This is a genomic window from Rummeliibacillus suwonensis, assembly GCF_007896435.1.
Lineage (GTDB): Bacteria > Bacillota > Bacilli > Bacillales_A > Planococcaceae > Rummeliibacillus > Rummeliibacillus suwonensis.
Genome location: NZ_VCBL01000004.1, coordinates 90,106 through 108,361, shown reverse-complemented (window position 1 = coordinate 108,361; position 18,256 = coordinate 90,106). Strand labels below are relative to the sequence as shown.

Here is an 18,256-nt window from a genome sequence, read left to right as displayed (position 1 = left end):
TATATGGATATCGATATTCTTTCACGCGTTCAAAATATATCTGATCAGATTATTAGTTGGCGAAGACACATTCATGAAAATCCAGAACTAAGTTTTGAGGAATATAAAACATCCGAATTTGTTTACCAACGGCTAAATCATATAGAAGGAATGAAGGTTGAAAAAGGTGTGGGTGTAGAAACATCCGTTATCGGTATATTGTCGAATGGGGAAGGACCAACCGTTGCTATTCGTGCAGATATGGATGCACTTCCCATTATGGAAGAAACGACACATTCATTTCCTTCTAAAAATCAAGGTGTGATGCATGCTTGTGGGCATGATGCACATACGGCGATCGGTCTATCTGTTGCTACCATCATGGGTGAAATTTGGAAGGAAGGAAAGATTAAAGGAACCGTTAAATTTATTTTCCAACCCGCTGAGGAAGATACAGATGCATTTGGTAAAACCGGCTCTCCTTATTTAATCGAAGCAGGAGTATTAAGAGATGTTGACTGTATTATTGCACTACATATGAATCCAGGTCATGAGGTAGGAACAGTACTGATACACGATGGCTATAGCATGTCAAATGTGGATGTATTTCAGGCAACTATTCATGGTACAGGAGGACATGGTGCATATCCTCATTTAGCAACAGATCCTATCTGGATGCTGGGACCAGTGCTACAAGCGATTCATGGAATTGTAGCTCGAAATATATCCCCGCTCGATGCAGCAGTTATAAGTGTAGGCGAAGTAAAAGGGGGTTCTGCAAGCAATATTATTCCTACAGAAGTTTTTTTACAGGGCACACTTCGTAGCTATCAACCTAGTGTCCGAGAAGAATTAGGGCAACGGCTAGAAAAGGCATTTTCAATTGTTGAAGCGTTTGGCGGTAAATATGAGCTAGATATTACTCGGGGAGAACCGGCCCTATTCAATAATGCAGAGGTTAACAAGGTATTAAAGGAAGTTGTAGCAGAACTATATCCAACAATGACTATCAAAGAAATTCCTTTTGGATTAGCCGGAGAAGACTTTTCGCATATGGCGTATAAAGTACCAGGTTCCATGATTTTCTTAGGATGCGCTTATCCAGACGGTGTTAAACGAGATCTTCATACACCTATTTTTGATATTGATGAACGATGTTTACCAATTGGAGCATCCATATTAATACAAACGTTATTGAAATATTTACTTGGTGACGTACCATTGCCCAAGAAAGTTTTAAAGGGAGAAAACGTAGCAATTTAGGAGGTTTAAATAAATGGAGCATCGGATTGCATTATTAGGATTTGGTGTTGTTGGTCAAGGGTTTGCAGAAATTATTCAACAGAAAAGCCAACGATTAATGGAGCAATTTGGATTAAATGCAAAAATCGTAGCGGTCAGTGATGTCATAAAAGGATCCGTCTATCACCCAGATGGATTATCAATACCTGAATTATTAAAATCTGTTAGAGAAACAGGGAATATAAATGGTTATCCTGAGCAGGAAGGATTAATTCGTGGGCTCAATAGTTTTGAAACTATCCAACGATCCAATGCGGATACCATTGTAGAAGTAACGTTTACGGATGTAAAAACAGGTCAACCGGCAATCGATCATTGTCGATATTCGTTTGAGCATGGGAAAAACGTTATCATGAGCAATAAAGGACCTGTAGCCTTAGCTTTTGGAGAATTGCAATCATTAGCGGATAAACAACATGTTCGTTGGGGATTCGAAGGTTCTGTAATGAGTGGTACACCTGCATTAAGAATGCCCATTACATCTTTAGCTGGAAATGAAATAAATGAGATCCAAGGTATTTTAAACGGCACAACGAATTATATGCTGACACGTATGGAAGAAGGACTTTCATATAAAGAAGCATTGATGGAAGCACAGAAGAATGGCTATGCGGAGGCTGATCCAACAAGTGATGTAGAAGGGTTTGATGCCTTATATAAAACCGTTATTTTAGCGAATGTTATTTTACAGTATCCATTAAAGACTCATGATGTAGAACGGCAAGGGATTTCCCATCTAACAAAAGAAGACATCAAGCAAGCAAAACAAGAACAGAAAAAATGGAAGTTAATAGCGAAGCTAAAAAAAGAAAATGGACATCTAATAGCTTCTGTAAAACCAGAGAAAGTAGGTCTTGACCACCCATTGGCAAATATTACAGGTGCAACTAATGCAATCACATATCATTGTGATCTAGCAGGTCCCGTTACACTAATAGGTGCTGGTGCAGGGAAGGTTGAAACTGGATTTTCAATTTTAATTGATTTGATCAATATTCATCGCAAACAACTCTAAAATGTATTGGAGGGAGATTTTTGGAACAAACATTGCTGACGAAAAAGATGTTATTGGCGGGGGAATGGGTGACCCGTGAAAAAAAGATTAGTGTTGAAAATCCTCAAAATGGTGAAATCATAGCACAAATTCCTGTTGCAAATAAAGAAGATGCCCTATTTGCGATTGAGGAAGGTGTAAAAGGCGCAAAAATTGCTAGCCGTTTATCCGTTTTTGAACGTATGTCCATATTAAATAGGGCTGCAAATTGGATCGAAGAAAGAAAACGGCTTTTTGCTCAAACAATCTCATTAGAGGGAAGTAAAACGATTCGAGAAGCAAGAAAAGAAGTAAAAAGATGTATCCAAACAATTCGAATCAGTGCAGAGGAAACAAGAAGATTACATGGTAAAACACTTTCTTTTGATCAAATGGAGGGCAATGAAAATCGAATCGGTTATTATCAACGATTACCCATTGGATTAATAGTCGCCATAACGCCCTTTAATGATCCTCTAAATCTAGTTGCGCATAAGCTTGGCCCAGCTATTGCCGCTGGGAATGCAATTATTATTAAGCCTTCTACCGTTACTCCATTGAGTGCCCTGTTATTAGCAGAAGCATTTGAACAGGCAGGTTTACCGAAAAAAGTTTTATCTGTACTTCCAGGTCATTCAAGTGAGATTGGTGATGTATTAGTATCCCATCCTGCTGTACGAATGATTTCATTTACTGGTGGCTATGAAGTGGGAAAAGAGATCGCTTCTAAAGCAGGCGTCAAAAAATTAAGTATGGAATTGGGTTCTAATTCCCCTTGTATTGTGCTGAAGGATGCTGAAATAAAAGAAGCAGTTGAATCCATTGTATCTGGAGCATTTTGGGCGGCCGGTCAAAATTGTATAGGCGTTCAAAGAGTTTATATAGAGGAAGAGTTATATGCTGATTTCGAAGAAGCAATTGTCTATCGTACAAGTCAGCTTCAAATCGGTGATAAATTCAGTGAAAAAACGGATATGGGTCCACTGATCACTAAAAAAGAAGCCATTCGTATTGAAAACCTCGTTGATGAAGCTATTTCAAATGGTGCACATTGTTTATGTGGTGGAAAAAGAGAGGGAACATATTATTTACCAACTATTCTAACCAATGTTGATGCAGAAAGTAAAATTGCCAAAGAGGAACTGTTTGGGCCTGTTGTGATATTAGATTCAGTGAAAAATCTTAGCGAGGCAATCAAAAAATCAAACGATGTATCATATGGACTTCAAGCTGGCATTTTTACAAAAAATCTTGATTTGGCATTTCGAGCAATAAAGGAATTGGAATATGGAGGCATCATGGTCAATGATAGCAGTGATTTTCGCATTGATGCTATGCCTTTTGGTGGCATGAAACAATCTGGTATTGGTAGAGAAGGTGTCGAATTTTCCATTCAAGAAATGACAGAACTTAAGGTAATCTGCTTTCGACTTGGTTATGCTCACTGATCTATAAGGCTACTATTTTAAAGTTTATTTTTCAATAGAATAAAACCAATCAGGAGGGTACTTTTATGAAAAAAATTACATTAACATTACTAGCAGCATTGATCATGTTAGTCTTAACAGCATGTGGATCTAACGAAGCAGAGAAAGATAATACATCCGCAAATAAATTAGAAAAATTACAAAAAACGGGTAAAGTAAAAATTGGTTTTGCTAATGAGGCACCTTATGCGTATGAGGAGAAAGGAAAATTAAAAGGCGCAAATGTTGATATTGCAAAAGCTGTTTTCAAGGAACTTGGAGTTGATAAGGTTGAAGCACAATTATCCGACTTTGATCAACTGATCCCCGGTGTTCAAGCTGGTCAATTTGATGTTATTACAGCTGGAATGGCCATCAACCCTGATCGTTGTGAGAGTGTATTGTTTAGTGAACCAGAAATGAAATATGGCGAGGGTTTAATTGTTGCAGCAGGAAATCCTCATAATTTACAAAGCTATAGGGATATAGCTGAAAATCCAAAATTAAAAGTGGTTGTAATGCAAGGTACGACTGAAATTGAGTTTTTAAAAAAGGAAGGCGTACGTGATAATCAGATTGTTACAGCACCAGATATTCCAGCGACTTTCTCAGCAATTCAATCAGGACGTGCAGATGCTACAACTGGAACTGAAATGACTGTAAAAATGGCATTACAATCAGCAAATACTGATAAATTAGAGTTTGTAGAAACGTTTAAACAACCAGATGTTGAAGGTGTCCCTAGTTATGGTGCTGCAGCATTTAACTTAAAAGATAAAGAATTACGCGATGCTTATAATGAAAAATTAAAAGAATTAAAAGACAATGGTACGATTGCAAAAATTTTAGAAGAGAATGGATTCAGTGAAATTAGTAATATGGTAAAAGTGGGAACTATTACAACAAAACAAGTTTGTGACGGTAATAAATGATTTTATAAGAATAGAGTGTAATAGAATATGATTTACTAAAAGTCTGTTAAATTTTAAATGTAAAATCAAAAACTGATTCGTAAAGTATTTAGTATATTTTAGTATATTTGCGCTAACCAAATATATCGATGATTTTTGAAATATAAATTTAGAAAATTTAAAAAATAAGAAATTAATGGGCTATGTTTTAAAAAAGAGTATCGATATATTCAACGTGAAATTGTCAAAAAGGGAAAACTCACATAGTGGCTTATATGGTCAGCGCAAATATAAATTATTGAAGTCCTTGTTACAATCTATATCTAGATATAATCAGGTCACTATTGTATATTCTTCGACTTCAAGGAAAGGAATGGTCAATATTAGTACTGCTATTGAAATGATTCCACAACTGACGCGTGGTCTTGCTGTCACAATTTCTGTTTTAATAGCTTCAGCATTTATTGCTTACATAGTAGCTTTTATTGCAGGATTGTCAAAAATTTCGAAAAGTATTTTACTAAGAAAATTTACAGGTGTTTATGTAGAAGTTTTTCGTGGGACATCCCTTATTGTACAGCTTTTTTGGTTGTACTATGCTATCCCTATGCTCTTTAATATCCAATTAGGATCTAACTGGTGGATAGGGGTTATTGCAATTGGGTTAAACTATGGGTCCTATATGTCAGAAGTTGTACGAGGTTCCATTTTAGCTGTAGATAAAGGACAAATTGAAGCTAGTATTGCATTAAATATGACACGTTACCAAAGAATGCGTCTTGTTATATTACCACAAGCGATTCGCATGATGATCCCTGATTTTGGTAACTACACAATCCAGATTATGAAAGCAACATCACTTGTTTCGTTAATCGGTATGCGAGACATTTTATATTATGGCGATATAATGCGAAGTTCCAATCTTTCTCAAGCTCCATTAATTTATGTAGTTGTGTTGCTTATGTATTTCATTCTTGCATTACCTTTCGTTTGGCTGACTAGAAAAGGAGAATCCATTGCGAAGAAAGGGGTTGCTAGTCAATGAATAATGGCTGGAAATGGGAGAACTTTTTCGAAGCATTCCCGCTTATATTAAAAGGTTTAGGAGCAACAGTTGGATTGACTTTTGCTTGTTTTGCCTTTGCTTTAATTTTTGGATTTGTATGGATATTTTTAAAACACATTCCAAATAAACCGTTTGTTTGGACTGTTGATTGGATTATGATATTTATTTATTCAACACCGCCTCTTGTACAACTATTCTTCATATACTATGCTTTGCCAATGATTCCAGTAATCGGTGTGACACTAAATCCTTTTATATGTGCAGTTTTAGGAATCGGTATTCACTATAGTACGTATATTAGTGAAATTTACCGTTCAGGAATTGAAAGTGTAGATAAGGGGCAGTGGGAAGCTTCCAAGGCATTAAATTTTTCTGCTTTCGATAAATGGAGAAAAATAATTTTACCTCAAGCAATCCCCCCAACAATTCCAATGCTAGGAAATTATCTAATTATTATGTTTAAAGAAGTACCATTAGCATCTACCGTAGGAGTCGCTGGAATATTGACAATAGCCAATTCGTATGGCGCTTTACATTTTGCATATTTAGAGCCATTAACAATTGTGGGAATTATTTTCTTAACATTAAGTTATCCAGCGTCTATTTTGATTAAAAAGCTTGAAGTAAAAATGAATACACGATTTGATAAAAATACTATAATTGCAAAGCCAAATAAGAAAGTCCATAAAAAGATGAATTTCGAGAGGAGTGATCATATTGTCTGAGCAATCAGTAAAAGATATTGAAAAAATAAATACATTAAATACAGAACAAATTGTAAAATATCGTAATGTTACTAAATCATTTGGTGATTTTCACGTATTAAAAGGAATTAATTTAGACATTTATTCAGGTGAAAAAGTAGCTATTATTGGTCCTAGTGGTTCAGGTAAAACAACGATTATTCGAATGCTAATGACACTGGAGGAACCAACTTCTGGAGATATCATTGTCGATGGAAAAAACTTATGGAAGATGAAACGAAATGGTACGAGTATCCCCGCGAATGAAAAACATATAAGTGAATTACGTGGAAATATTGGAATGGTTTTTCAACATTTTAATTTATTCCCCCATATGACCATTTTAGAAAATTGCATGGTTGCACCTATCCATGTGAAAAAAGAAGATAAAAAGGAAGTTCAAGAGCGCTCTATTCAAATGCTGGAGAGAGTGGGTTTGGGCAACAAATTAAATTTCTATCCATCACAGTTGTCAGGAGGACAAAAGCAGCGTGTCGCAATGGCAAGAGCTTTAGTTATGCGACCCAAAATTATGTTATTCGATGAAGTAACTTCAGCATTGGACCCAGAGCTAGTAGGAGAAGTTTTAGAGGTTATTCGAGATATTGCTCACAATGATGATATGGCGATGATTTTAGTCACCCATGAAATGGATTTCGCATTAGATGTGGCAGATAAAGTACTGTTTCTCGATCAAGGAGTCATTATTGAACAAGGGACAGCAAGTGAGGTACTAGAACATTCGAAAAATGAACGCGTTCAAGCATTTTTACGTAGATTTAGAAAAATATAGATTTTCCAAAATGAGTAATATCTTGAGTATACTTGTCCATTATGGTGAAAATAAAATGAAGCGAAACGAATAGATTTCAAGGTAATCAAAATCTATTCGTTTCTTTATTTAGAAGCAGTTTTACTTCATAATAATTTTTTAGTTAGTATAAAAATATTTAGTGGATAAACCTAAACCTTTACTAATCGTTATTTTTCTATATTATAAAATAATGAAAGCTATAAAGGGAGCGATTATTTTGGATATTTTAGCATATACAATGGAAGAAATTTTAGATCCGACACATCTAATTGAAGGTGAACGATATGAATTTGTGTTAGAGATAGCTGTAGATGAAGAGGATGAACTTTATACAGAGGGAGGACTTGAAATTCGTTTAATTATCGCCAAAAGGGGAGACGAATTTTCAATTGCCAATTACTTTATTACTGCGAAAGCAGAGGAGGGGTTATTGGATTTTGCATTAGAAGAGGATGAAGAGAAAATGATTTTACATTTCTGTCAGGAACATATTATCACTGGTGAATAATTTATCGATTGAAACAGGTAGGCTTGCTAAAGGATCAGGAAATAAAATGATACAGATGGAATGCAATTTGTATTGAAGATGGGAAGGTGTTACGATTAAAACAGATCTCTTAAAAGGAGGAATCTATATGTCTGCATTATATTCTAATGCATGCTCTAAAGCACGAAACTTCATGGTCGAAGAAATTTCCATCGAAGTTTTATAAAATACAAAAACGGTTATTTTTACAAAAACAAGTTGGATCATTTCTTTAGGCCAATACCATATAAAAGCCTAAATAATTGGAGTGATTTCAATGGAAAAACAAACGATTCAACCTTTCTTATCCGTAGCTAACTATCATTTAATTGAACAACAATTGAATAAAATTTTGAATGCTTATAATACCACGAAAGATCAAAATGTGATTTTAGCTGTCAAAGGAATTGTGGAAACGGAAATTGAGCAAAATATCCATCCTTTAGATCATCAAGTGGAAATCATTGGACAAATATATCATATAACAGATCATAAACAAGGTGATCTCTATTTAGAAAGTTTAAATCCCTATGTTATTCCTTTTAAAGAGGTAACAAGTAGCAAGCTGAAAAGTCTCTTTAAGAAAGAAAAGAAATTAAAGCTCCCTCATTTAGAAAATATCGATTTTCAACATACCTGCTATTTAGCTTGGGATGATGTAAGCACACACCGAAAGTATGTTGTGTTTGAGCACCAAGGTAAGTTAAAAGCTGTAAAAGGGCAGATGGACACGAATTTTCTAAAAGGCGTGTGTGCAATTTGTAATCGCCATTCAGAGGTAAGCCTGTTTACGACAACGAAAAAAGGTCAAACGGCAGATAACTATAAAAGACATAGTAACTATATTTGTATAGATAGCCAAAAATGTAATCAACATATTACGAATGCTCAAAGAGTAAGTGAATTTTTTGCACGTGTAACTGAATGATTCATGTTCCATATTTGATGAGCAAGACTTTTTTCACTACTATCTAACGCATAGCAAAAAGCTCATGAAAACCATTTTGATTTTCATGAGCTTTTTCTTTTTTATCCCGCTTTAACGGGCAGTAAGCCTCCTATCTCAAGATTTAGAGAGAAAAGAGAAAGATATTAACTGCCGTATGCGTCCGATTGGTTCGGGCCAACAAGATGTTGGTCACTCAGGTGTTGCCACAGGACGTGGCGCCTTTAACCTGGGTTTCCCTAGTTCAATAGGGGATGAAGAAAACCCCCCACTGATGGAGCTTCACTTGATTGAAATGATTACAAATTTCGAATGATTTGCTTTCAGTCTATGCACACACTACCTAAGATGTTTTCAACTCTAATTTTCTAGCTATAATCGATAAAGTATAGTTAACAGCCCAGTACATAAATGCGGCAAGGATGAAAATTGGAATGATAAAGTTGACATTTTGAGCATTGATCACTTGTGCATTATGCATTAATTCTGGAAGAGCAATCACGACTGCAAGTGATGTGTCCTTTAAAAGAGATATAAATTGGCTGACAATAGGTGGTACCATTCTTCGCAAAGCTTGAGGTAATACGATATGCCATAGTGTTTGTGTATAAGTTAAACCTGAAGAACGCCCCGCTTCAATTTGCCCTTTTTCAATGGAATTTAAGCCACTCCGAATGATTTCCGAAATCATAGATGATTCAAATATCGTCAATGCTACAATAGCTGCCATTTCGATACTCATTTCAATGCCGATTTCTGGCAATGCAAAGAAGGTAAAGAAAATGATCAATAGTAATGGCAGGTTTCGGACAATCTCAACGATGACAGCAAATATTTGAGAAAGAATAGGTATTTTAGTATAACGAATAATCCCAACAAATGCTGCGATAACAAAACTGGCAATAATCGAAATGATAGCAACTTTTAAAGTGACAAAAAAACCATCCAGCAGGAATTTTAGATGATCCGGAGAATATGCACCAGCAAAATCCATAGACTTTTCCTCCCTTAATTACTCCGCGCAAGGCGTTTTTCTAAATAATTAACCCCAGTGCTAAGAGGTATAGTTATAACTAAATAAAATATAGCTACAAAGATATACACATCAAATGTTACGAAAGTACGTGTGGAGATTAAATCGGCCTGATACATTAGATCCCCCGCGGCTAATATAGTTAAAATAGACGAGTTTTTAACAAGATTAATAAACTGGTTTCCGAGTGGGGGAATAACAATTTTAATAGCTTGAGGTAAAATAATGTAACGCATTGTTTGAGTATAGGTTAAACCAGACGACCTAGCTGCCTCTGTTTGTCCTTTTGGAATGGATAAAATACCTGCTCGAATAGCTTCTGCGATGAAAGCAGATGTATAGATAATAAGTGCTAGAGTCCCAGCTTGAAAGCCATCTAATTGCATATTGATTGTGGGTAAAGCTGTGAATAAGAAAAAGGCGATAATGAGTAACGGAATATTACGGAAAAATTCGATATAGATTGTTCCAATCCAATTGAAAGGTTTGAATGGCGCAATGCGAAAAATAGCTAAAATTGTTCCCAGTATAAAACTACCGATAAGCCCGATTAAGCTTGTATAAATAGTAATGAAAAAGCCTTTTATGTACATATCCCAGTTTTCGGTTAAAATCGAAAAGTCAGGCATCCTATCTCACTCCTTGCCGCTATATTGTGAATTGCCTATTGAAAAAAGAAAAAAACAGAAGATGAATGGGATTTATTCTGCTATAAAGCCCCGGGATCGTTGTAACTAACAAAACCTAGTGGGGGAAGGAAAAATCCCTCCACTAGGTGAAGTCTCCGGCGGATATCACAAATTTTGAATAAGAGTTTTTCGAGCTTGCTCAAAAAACTCCGGACGCAATTACGCTGGAGGCATAATTGATAGATAAAAATGATTAGTTGCTAGTCTTGATCCATTTTTTATAAAGTTCATCATATTTCCCATTATCTTTCAATTCTTTTAAGGCATCGTTAATCGCTTGAACTAATTCGGGACTGTCCTTTTTAACAGCGATACCATAAGGCTCATCCGTGAAGATATCACCAACAACTTGGTAATTCGGATCTTCGTCGACCATCCCATAAAGAATGGCATTGTCCGTTGTTAGAGTATCTCCCTGACCAGCTTTCAATGCCGTGAAAGCCTCAGCATAATTTTCAAATTCTAATACGGTTGCGTCTGGTGCTTTTTCACGAATATTAACGGCAGAGGTAGAACCTTTTACTGCAAGAACTTTTGTCCCTTTTTTAATATCATCAATACTTTTAATAGGGCTTCCCTTTTTTACAAGCAGTGCTTGACCAGCTTCAAAATAGACATCAGAGAAGTCTACTTCTTTTTTTCGTTCTTCAGTGATCGTCATCGTTGCAACAATTGCATCAATGTCACCTTTTTGGAGAAGTGGAATTCGAGTTTTGGAAGTGACTTCTTTAAATTCCGCTTTTGATTCATCCCCTAAAATAATTTTTGCAATTTCTTTGGCAATATCAATATCAAAGCCTTCGATGTTGCCTGTTTTAGGATCCTTTAGACCAAATAGGCGTGTGTCATTTTTTACGCCAAATACAATCTTATCTTTTTCCTTAATAGCCTCTAGTGCATTTTTGCCGCTTTCTTTTGACTGGTCACCTGAAGAATCTTTAGATCCACAAGCGCTTAATACTAGTACAGAAAGCATTGCTAAAAGTAAAACTGTCAATAACCCCTTTTTCTTTTTGAACATTAAATTTCCCCCTTAATTTCTAATTAATGATTTAAAATCCGACTCAGGAATAACTTAGCGCGTTCTTCCTTTGGTTCTTTATAAAACTCAGCCGGATCAGCATCCTCGAGTATTTCCCCTTTATCGACAAAAATAATTCGATCGGCTACTTCTTTTGCAAAGCCCATTTCATGTGTGACAACGACCATTGTCATGCCTTCTTTTGCTAAATGTTTCATAACCTCTAATACTTCACCGATCATTTCAGGATCAAGTGCAGATGTTGGCTCATCAAAAAGCATGATTTCAGGATGCATCGCTAATCCCCTTGCAATAGCAACGCGCTGTTGTTGTCCACCAGAAAGTTGTGATGGATAAGCATTTGCTTTATCTGGAATTCCTACTTTCTCCAAATAGGCTAATGCAGTCTTTTTGGCCTCTTCTTTCGACTGACCAAGCGCCTTTACAGGTGCTAACATAATATTTTCTAACACGGTTTTATGAGGATAAAGGTAAAAGTGTTGGAATACCATACCGATCTTACGACGAAGTTTGTTTATATCTGTTTTTTTATCATTTAATTCGACACCATTGATTGTTAATGATCCATTGGAAATGGTCTCTAGGCGATTCATACAACGAAGAAGTGTACTTTTACCAGAACCAGATGGCCCAATGATCACAACAACTTCCCCTTTTTTAATGGTGAGATTAATATTTTTTAAAACTTGAAAATCTCCAAAATACTTATCCACATTTTTAAATTCGATCATGCAAAGCCCCCTAAGTAAAGACGGAATATTTCGATATTTAAAGGTAATTTATAAATATATTTCAAAATGCAATCCACCTTTGTCAATTTATGTTTTCTATTATCATATCTTATTGCATATTTGATATGCAAGAAAATCATATAAAAATATTTGAAAGTCTTTTAAATTTCTTTTTTTAAAAAGACATGGACATGTAAACTAAAGAGATAAATTAAGATATTTATAGAAATTTTTAAACTTTATAAGATAGAGTGGAAATTTCATGTGAATATTATATGGATAATTGTTATATAACAATATTAAAAAATAATATATTTTAATTATTGTTGTATATCATGCCTTTATATTTAAATGAATAAATATTCCATATGATGAATACAAAATTTAAAATAAAAAACAGGCAGGCCGATTATCCAATTTTCTCATAAAATAGGGTGTATTCGCTAATTGTGTATAACTAGTGCATCCTTTTGTGGATAATATAAAATAAAAAATTTTTTATCACGATTATCCGAAAACTTATGCACAAACTGTTCATAACCGGTGCGTAACAATGAATGAATCACGATTTATCCACAAACTTATCCCATATTGACAAACAGTAAATCACCCATTTCAAGACTTGAAGAAAAAACATAGGGATAAAGAGGAATCAACTTCCTAATAAAAGCTCGCTCAGTTTGACTTATACACAATAGGAAATGAATAAAATCCCTACTATATAAGGTTTTACTTTATCATCAATGTGGGTACGAGGAAATTTTTAATGGTGAATAGGTGTAAAGAAATTGAAAAAAGGATAGAAGGTTGAAACTTTTTTTGGTGGACTCCGTAAATATAATAAAGCGACAAAAAGGGAGGAAAACGATAGTATGTTAAAAAAATTAGCATCCGATGCATTAGGCTTATCTGATATTGGCATTGTTGTACCGAAAGAAGATTTCGATAAAACAGAATCAGATGATTTTGTGATGCATGAATCAGGGGAAGTTGTCTATTTCTTAATTAAAACAAAATCAGATGAATATTGTTTTACAAACCAAGCGTTAATCCATGTGGATGGGAATTCGGCCATTAGCAAAAAACGTCTATTAAAACGTTATGATTATGAGCATAGTACGATCTCTGATGTAGTGCTGGAAACAGCAGGCACAATCGACCTCGATATCGAAATAAAATTTTCGATTGATAACATACCTATGTCCATTGATATTCATAAAAAATTTGATACTGAAATCAAAGATCTTTATAAAGTATTGCATGCGATTTCAGTAGATATGATTCATAACAAGAAAAATTTTGAAATCGCACAAAATAGTTTAAGTTATGCAGCTCAATCTATTGGAAAGATAGAAGCAAAAGAAGTAACACCTGCCCAATCATTCGAGCAAATTACGAAGTTTGCAAACGATTGGGTATTAAAAAATAAAGAGCAATATATGAAAAAGGACTATGGGGATATATTCGAATTATATATTAATGGGTAAAAACTATTCCAAAAAGTCTTTTTGCAGAAAAAATTCGCTTAGTTCAACGAACACCCTAACACCCTGTGGGGGATGAAGAAAATCCTCACTGGGTGAAGTTTTACTTATATTGTATATTTCGAATAAGTATGTTTTTTAAATCATCATATGATTGTGAAAGAACCTTTATAATTGAATCAATTTCATAAATCATTTTCTTCTTAAAAAATATATATGAACATTTAATAATAAAGAACTTTGATAGTTGTGGAGCGGAAGACGGTGACTCCTCGAAAATGCATGCATTTTCTTCGTGCGGTGTTAGTTCAGGAAGTTTATTCAAAGTCCTACGGGAAAAGCTTGAGCTGAAAGCCCCGCAGGAACAATTTAAGGGACAAAGCCTAAGTTCGCCACATCCTGTGGCAACGGCTTCGGGGTCAACATCGTGTCGACCCGAGGAGATTGAAGCTAAGCCCGTGGAAAGCGCCGTCTGGAGCGGAACAAAAATTTCTAAATATTAATGTTCATGTTAATTTGAAATATTCGTATTTTTATCTGAATTTTGTACTATGAAATTGATTCGATTACATAAAAAAAGAGTCTTCAGCGATTCACTAAAGACTCAAAATTAGGTTTATACTCACACGAAGTTCGAATTTTATTAAAATAAAAAACTCGAACCTTTAGGATTCTAACACACTATTAAAATGTGTTCAAGTTTTGTAATAATATTGACAAAATTATGTCTAAAATTTACACAAAATAAATATGTCTCGCAGACAAGTCACTGAAAAAGTTGATTCATCTCCCAAAAACATGATAAAAATCAGTTTTTTAGTTTATAAAACGAAAGAAAAGATCGATTTTTATTAATAAAAATAGCGATTCTATAGTTTTTCAGTGGTCTCCGCGCAAATCATATCTCTTTTTTTGCCCCTTTTGGTTTGTCATAACTGAAAACCGCCACAATAATATAAAGCAATAAAAAAAGGATAGCCGAGCCAGTCCATGTAACATCGATACGATTAAACCCTGACACAATGAATTTTTTGAAAATCACGATGCTCGCTACATATTGAATAAGGGAGCTCATTATATCGATTCCTCTTGTTAACTTCAAATTAAAGCCTGCGATGATAAAAAGACAAATGAAATCTAGCAAGACAATCATAGAAAAAATTAATAATATAAACCAACTAAAGTAGAAAAAGTTTTGGTATCCTTTTTCAAAAATCTCAATATGCGTCAAGTCAAACTTAGCCATTATATTATACAGACCATAAAATCCGAAGAAAGGTACTGTAAGTATTAAAGTAAGGAAAATACCAATCATTGCAGTGATAATTAGCAAAGCTGACCATCCAGAAACACGAATTTTAATTTTTTTATTTCTAAACATAGAAATCCTTTCTTTCCCTATTCAACCGTATAGGTTTCTATTTGTTTTTAATCAGTAGTTAAGTCCTTCGACAAAAGCTCAATATATCACATTATAGAACAGTAGAGATCACATTGCACATGAACTGTATAACTTCCTATATTGTTATTCATTTTTTCTTATTTGAATCAATTTCATAAATCTTTTTTCTCTCGAAAAATACGAACATTTAGTGGTAACTGTTTTTAATAGTTGTGGAGCAGAACAAAAAATCTGGATGTTCATATTAATAGAAAATATTAATATTTTTACAGGCGGGTTGATTATCCAATTTAATCCATGAAAATAGAGGGATTTGTTGATTTCCGCTTCGGCTTGCTCGCTTTCCTGCGGGCGAATGCTGAGCCTCCTCGCTACGCTGCGGAGTCTCATCTATTCGCTTTTCCCGCGGGAGTCGAGCAAGCCGCAGCGAAGATCTATATAAATAGTCTTAAAAATACAGAGTTTTTCAAAAACTATGCTAAACAGACACCCCTAATTTTGTCAAATCAACACGCGTGATATTTTTATTTAGATTTTGCATTATGAAATTGATTCATTTATGAAAGAAAAAGGATAGGCGTTATGGTTATATATAATTGTTACAGAAACTTAATAGGCTTGTAAGAATTATATCTCTACTACATGTTACTATAAAAACGTCTGAAAAAGGCCTAAAAGATAATGGAAATATATATAACTGGGTGTGTTGATTAGAAAAATTAGGACGTAATCATAAAAAAATTTCCTATTTTTCACGCTATTTTATAGGCAAAATTGAATAATTGGCACACCTGATATAACAATAATTAAATAAAATCAGGTGAAGTTATGCTAAAGAATAGAAAATGGTGGCTAACACTTATTGCAGCTTTTAGTTTTCTAGTTTTTCAACCTTATAATGCTTCTGCTTCAGAACCGGAATACAAAGATGTGATGGTCGTATATAGCAATGCATCAGGAAAAGAACAAATCATGAAACTAGCATCTTCTATTGAAAATAGTTTTGATTTGTTAAAGATTGTACAAGGAAATTTCACTGCGGATCATCTATTGCGTTTAAAGCAATCTCAAGATATCCAAGTGATCGAGAAAAATCCAACTACTTTAGAAACGAGTAGTACGACTTTAGGCAGTATTACACCATTGGTCGACATGCGAATGATGGGTGTTCAAAATGCGTGGCAGCAAAATAATACAGGAAAAGGAGTAAAAGTGGCAATCTTTGACACAGGTGTTGCAGATATTCCAGCATTAGCGAACGTTAAAAAATATTCTTTTGTCGAGGATGATCAAACAACTCCTGCTGATGAGAGCTTACCATTAGATATGGATGGTCATGGGACTGCCGTAGCGGGGATTATTGCAGGACAACTAAGCAGCCGCTTAACGGATGGTTATTTAATAGGTGTGGCACCAGATGTGGACATGTATAGTGCAAAAGTTTTTGACAATGACGGTGCTCGAATGGAAACAATTTTAAAGGCTGTTGAATGGGCGATTGAAAATAATATAGATATTATTAATATGTCATTTGGTACAGAAGAGGATGATGCAATTCTTTACCAAGCTATCAAAAAAGCTTATGATGCGGGCATTATGATGGTAGCGGCAGCTGGCAATGACGGCAATACATATCCAGTAGATTATCCAGCTAAATATAAAGAAGTGATTGCTGTATCTTCTATTGATCATAGTAAAAGAATCGTTAAAAAATCAAACACAGGAAGCCAAATAGAATATGCAGCACCGGGCGAAGATATTTTTACCTTGAGCCCAACAGAAGACTATACGAGCATGTCAGGTACATCCCTAGCTGTACCCCATGTTGTAGGAATGATCGCCTTGTTCAAGCAACGTTACCCTACATATACACCAAGTGAACTACGAAACACACTTAGAAATTATGCAATCGATTTAGGAGACACAGGAAGAGATTCCTTCTATGGCTATGGCTTACTCAATACGGCGATAAAGAGTCCAAGCAATGTCAGCAAGTTGTCAGCGTTAGCTATTAAGAAAACTTCAGCCACTTTACATTACGAAATGGCTCAAAATGCGATTGTTCCAGTCCGAAAATATCGTTTGAGTGTAACAGGTAAGAAGTCCATCATCACAACAGATACAAATTATGTTATAAAGGGTTTAAAACAGGGGACGACCTATAAGGCAAAAGTAACAACAATCAGTTCCCTCGGCAAAGAATCCACGGGAAAAACCATTCAATTTACAACACCCAAGGATTCAGCATCTAAAATATATGTAAATAAAAATAAAGGGAAGATCAATCGTATTGTAAAAAAGATCAACTCAGGCAAGAAACTAAATCTGAAAACAGAATTTTTGCCATTGTATACAGTTTACAATGATTTAACGACTTCCCAAAAAAAAGCTGTGAAAAAATATCGTTATAAATTAAACTTAACTGCTATTTCGACTACGGTAAAGTCAAAGCAGGTTAAAGCAACCAATCTTTCAAATATGAAAAAGAAAAAATATACAACGATTACTTTGAAAACAGCCATCAAGCCATCCGCATTAAAAACAGGTTATGTATATGTCAATGATTCGGGTAAGAATATAACAACCTTCCAATTATCTAAAGGCAAAAGTGGCAAAATCATTAGACTATCAACTAAGAAAGCCCTTAGTGCAGGAAAATATGTCATTTTGATGGATCGAAAAGGATTGAAAACCTCAAAAGGAAAGATGTTCAAAAATTCAATTGCCGTGAGATTCACTGTGAAATGATAGGTGGAGTAGGGCACAGTAGCAGAGTTTTATAGGGGCTGACATTCTGTATTTAGTTGGAAGCTATTTTGAAGTGAATAATTGTGCAAAGTTTTGATTTTTATCATGAGTTATTGGAAACAAAGTAGAGAAAATTTCATTTTATTTGTAGTAGGCTGGGGTTGCCTCAGAAGGAATACCTTTTTCGCAAGGTCTAGTTCGCTTTTTCGTAAAAGCCTTTTTATGTAGAGGATGAAGCCATTGCTTATGAAAGTTTAAAAAGCATGTTAGGGTGGGACTAACATGCTTTTTACTTTTTAGGGAAGTCCATCATTTTTGTGGGGGAAAATGATGGTATATGA

Annotated in this window: 17 protein-coding genes; 12 read left to right on the top strand and 5 right to left on the bottom strand. The window is 34.8% G+C overall.

Going from position 1 to position 18,256, the window contains the following annotated elements; genetic code table 11:
* The first annotated feature begins 3 nt into the window (after positions 1-3).
* The 10 genes from FEU33_RS17030 to FEU33_RS18925 all read left to right on the top strand — a co-directional run bounded on the left by FEU33_RS17030 (position 4) and on the right by FEU33_RS18925 (position 9,102).
* Positions 4-1,242 carry a M20 metallopeptidase family protein gene (locus FEU33_RS17030; protein ID WP_146550680.1) on the top strand — a complete coding sequence of 413 codons (1,239 nt, stop codon included), beginning with the start codon at positions 4-6 and terminating at the stop codon, positions 1,240-1,242.
* Between the two features lie 13 nt (positions 1,243-1,255).
* Complete coding sequence (locus tag FEU33_RS17025; protein WP_146550679.1) at positions 1,256-2,296, top strand: homoserine dehydrogenase; 1,041 nt, start codon at positions 1,256-1,258, stop codon at positions 2,294-2,296.
* 20 nt (positions 2,297-2,316) lie between these two features.
* Positions 2,317-3,762, top strand: a complete 1,446-nt coding sequence (locus tag FEU33_RS17020; RefSeq protein WP_425127989.1) for an aldehyde dehydrogenase family protein — start codon at positions 2,317-2,319, stop codon at positions 3,760-3,762.
* A gap of 65 nt (positions 3,763-3,827) precedes the next feature.
* Positions 3,828-4,712 carry an ectoine/hydroxyectoine ABC transporter substrate-binding protein EhuB gene (ehuB, locus tag FEU33_RS17015; protein WP_146550678.1) on the top strand — a complete coding sequence of 295 codons (885 nt, stop codon included), beginning with the start codon at positions 3,828-3,830 and terminating at the stop codon, positions 4,710-4,712.
* A 352-nt stretch (positions 4,713-5,064) separates the two neighbouring features.
* Positions 5,065-5,736 (top strand): amino acid ABC transporter permease, encoded by a 672-nt coding sequence (locus FEU33_RS17010; protein ID WP_186731469.1) that lies wholly within the window; start codon positions 5,065-5,067, stop codon positions 5,734-5,736.
* Entirely contained in the window at positions 5,733-6,482 is a 750-nt protein-coding gene (gene ehuD, locus FEU33_RS17005; RefSeq protein WP_146550677.1) for an ectoine/hydroxyectoine ABC transporter permease subunit EhuD, read from the top strand. The genes FEU33_RS17010 and ehuD overlap by 4 nt, the downstream gene beginning before the upstream one ends.
* Entirely contained in the window at positions 6,475-7,293 is an 819-nt protein-coding gene (gene ehuA / locus FEU33_RS17000; protein ID WP_243881331.1) for an ectoine/hydroxyectoine ABC transporter ATP-binding protein EhuA, read from the top strand. The genes ehuD and ehuA overlap by 8 nt, the downstream gene beginning before the upstream one ends.
* A 238-nt stretch (positions 7,294-7,531) precedes the next feature.
* Positions 7,532-7,822 carry a DUF6509 family protein gene (locus FEU33_RS16995; protein WP_146550676.1) on the top strand — a complete coding sequence of 97 codons (291 nt, stop codon included), beginning with the start codon at positions 7,532-7,534 and terminating at the stop codon, positions 7,820-7,822.
* Between the two features lie 295 nt (positions 7,823-8,117).
* Positions 8,118-8,768 (top strand): FusB/FusC family EF-G-binding protein, encoded by a 651-nt coding sequence (locus FEU33_RS16990; protein WP_146550675.1) that lies wholly within the window; start codon positions 8,118-8,120, stop codon positions 8,766-8,768.
* Positions 8,769-8,943: 175 nt separating this feature from the next.
* Positions 8,944-9,102, top strand: coding sequence for a hypothetical protein (locus FEU33_RS18925; RefSeq protein ID WP_186731468.1), 159 nt, complete (start codon positions 8,944-8,946; stop codon positions 9,100-9,102).
* Between the two features lie 27 nt (positions 9,103-9,129).
* Here FEU33_RS18925 and FEU33_RS16985 read toward each other — a convergent pair whose 3' ends face one another.
* From FEU33_RS16985 to FEU33_RS16970, 4 genes are all read right to left on the bottom strand, one after another.
* The gene (locus FEU33_RS16985) at positions 9,130-9,780 is read right to left on the bottom strand and encodes an amino acid ABC transporter permease (RefSeq protein ID WP_146550674.1); all 651 of its coding nucleotides are present in this window, start codon (positions 9,778-9,780) and stop codon (positions 9,130-9,132) included.
* 14 nt (positions 9,781-9,794) lie between these two features.
* Entirely contained in the window at positions 9,795-10,448 is a 654-nt protein-coding gene (locus tag FEU33_RS16980; protein ID WP_146550673.1) for an amino acid ABC transporter permease, read from the bottom strand.
* 253 nt (positions 10,449-10,701) lie between these two features.
* Entirely contained in the window at positions 10,702-11,484 is a 783-nt protein-coding gene (locus FEU33_RS16975) for a transporter substrate-binding domain-containing protein (RefSeq protein ID WP_370467735.1), read from the bottom strand.
* Positions 11,485-11,552: 68 nt separating this feature from the next.
* Complete coding sequence (locus FEU33_RS16970; RefSeq protein WP_146550671.1) at positions 11,553-12,281, bottom strand: amino acid ABC transporter ATP-binding protein; 729 nt, start codon at positions 12,279-12,281, stop codon at positions 11,553-11,555.
* An 872-nt stretch (positions 12,282-13,153) separates the two neighbouring features.
* Between FEU33_RS16970 and FEU33_RS16965 the strand changes: the two genes are divergently transcribed.
* Positions 13,154-13,768: a PH domain-containing protein gene (locus FEU33_RS16965; protein ID WP_146550670.1), complete on the top strand. Its 615-nt coding sequence runs from the start codon at positions 13,154-13,156 to the stop codon at positions 13,766-13,768.
* An 895-nt stretch (positions 13,769-14,663) separates the two neighbouring features.
* Here FEU33_RS16965 and FEU33_RS16960 read toward each other — a convergent pair.
* The gene (locus tag FEU33_RS16960; RefSeq protein WP_146550669.1) at positions 14,664-15,146 is read right to left on the bottom strand and encodes a hypothetical protein; all 483 of its coding nucleotides are present in this window, start codon (positions 15,144-15,146) and stop codon (positions 14,664-14,666) included.
* An 849-nt stretch (positions 15,147-15,995) separates the two neighbouring features.
* Between FEU33_RS16960 and FEU33_RS16950 the strand changes: the two genes are divergently transcribed.
* Positions 15,996-17,915, top strand: coding sequence for a S8 family serine peptidase (locus tag FEU33_RS16950; RefSeq protein ID WP_146550668.1), 1,920 nt, complete (start codon positions 15,996-15,998; stop codon positions 17,913-17,915).
* Positions 17,916-18,256: the final 341 nt, after the last annotated feature.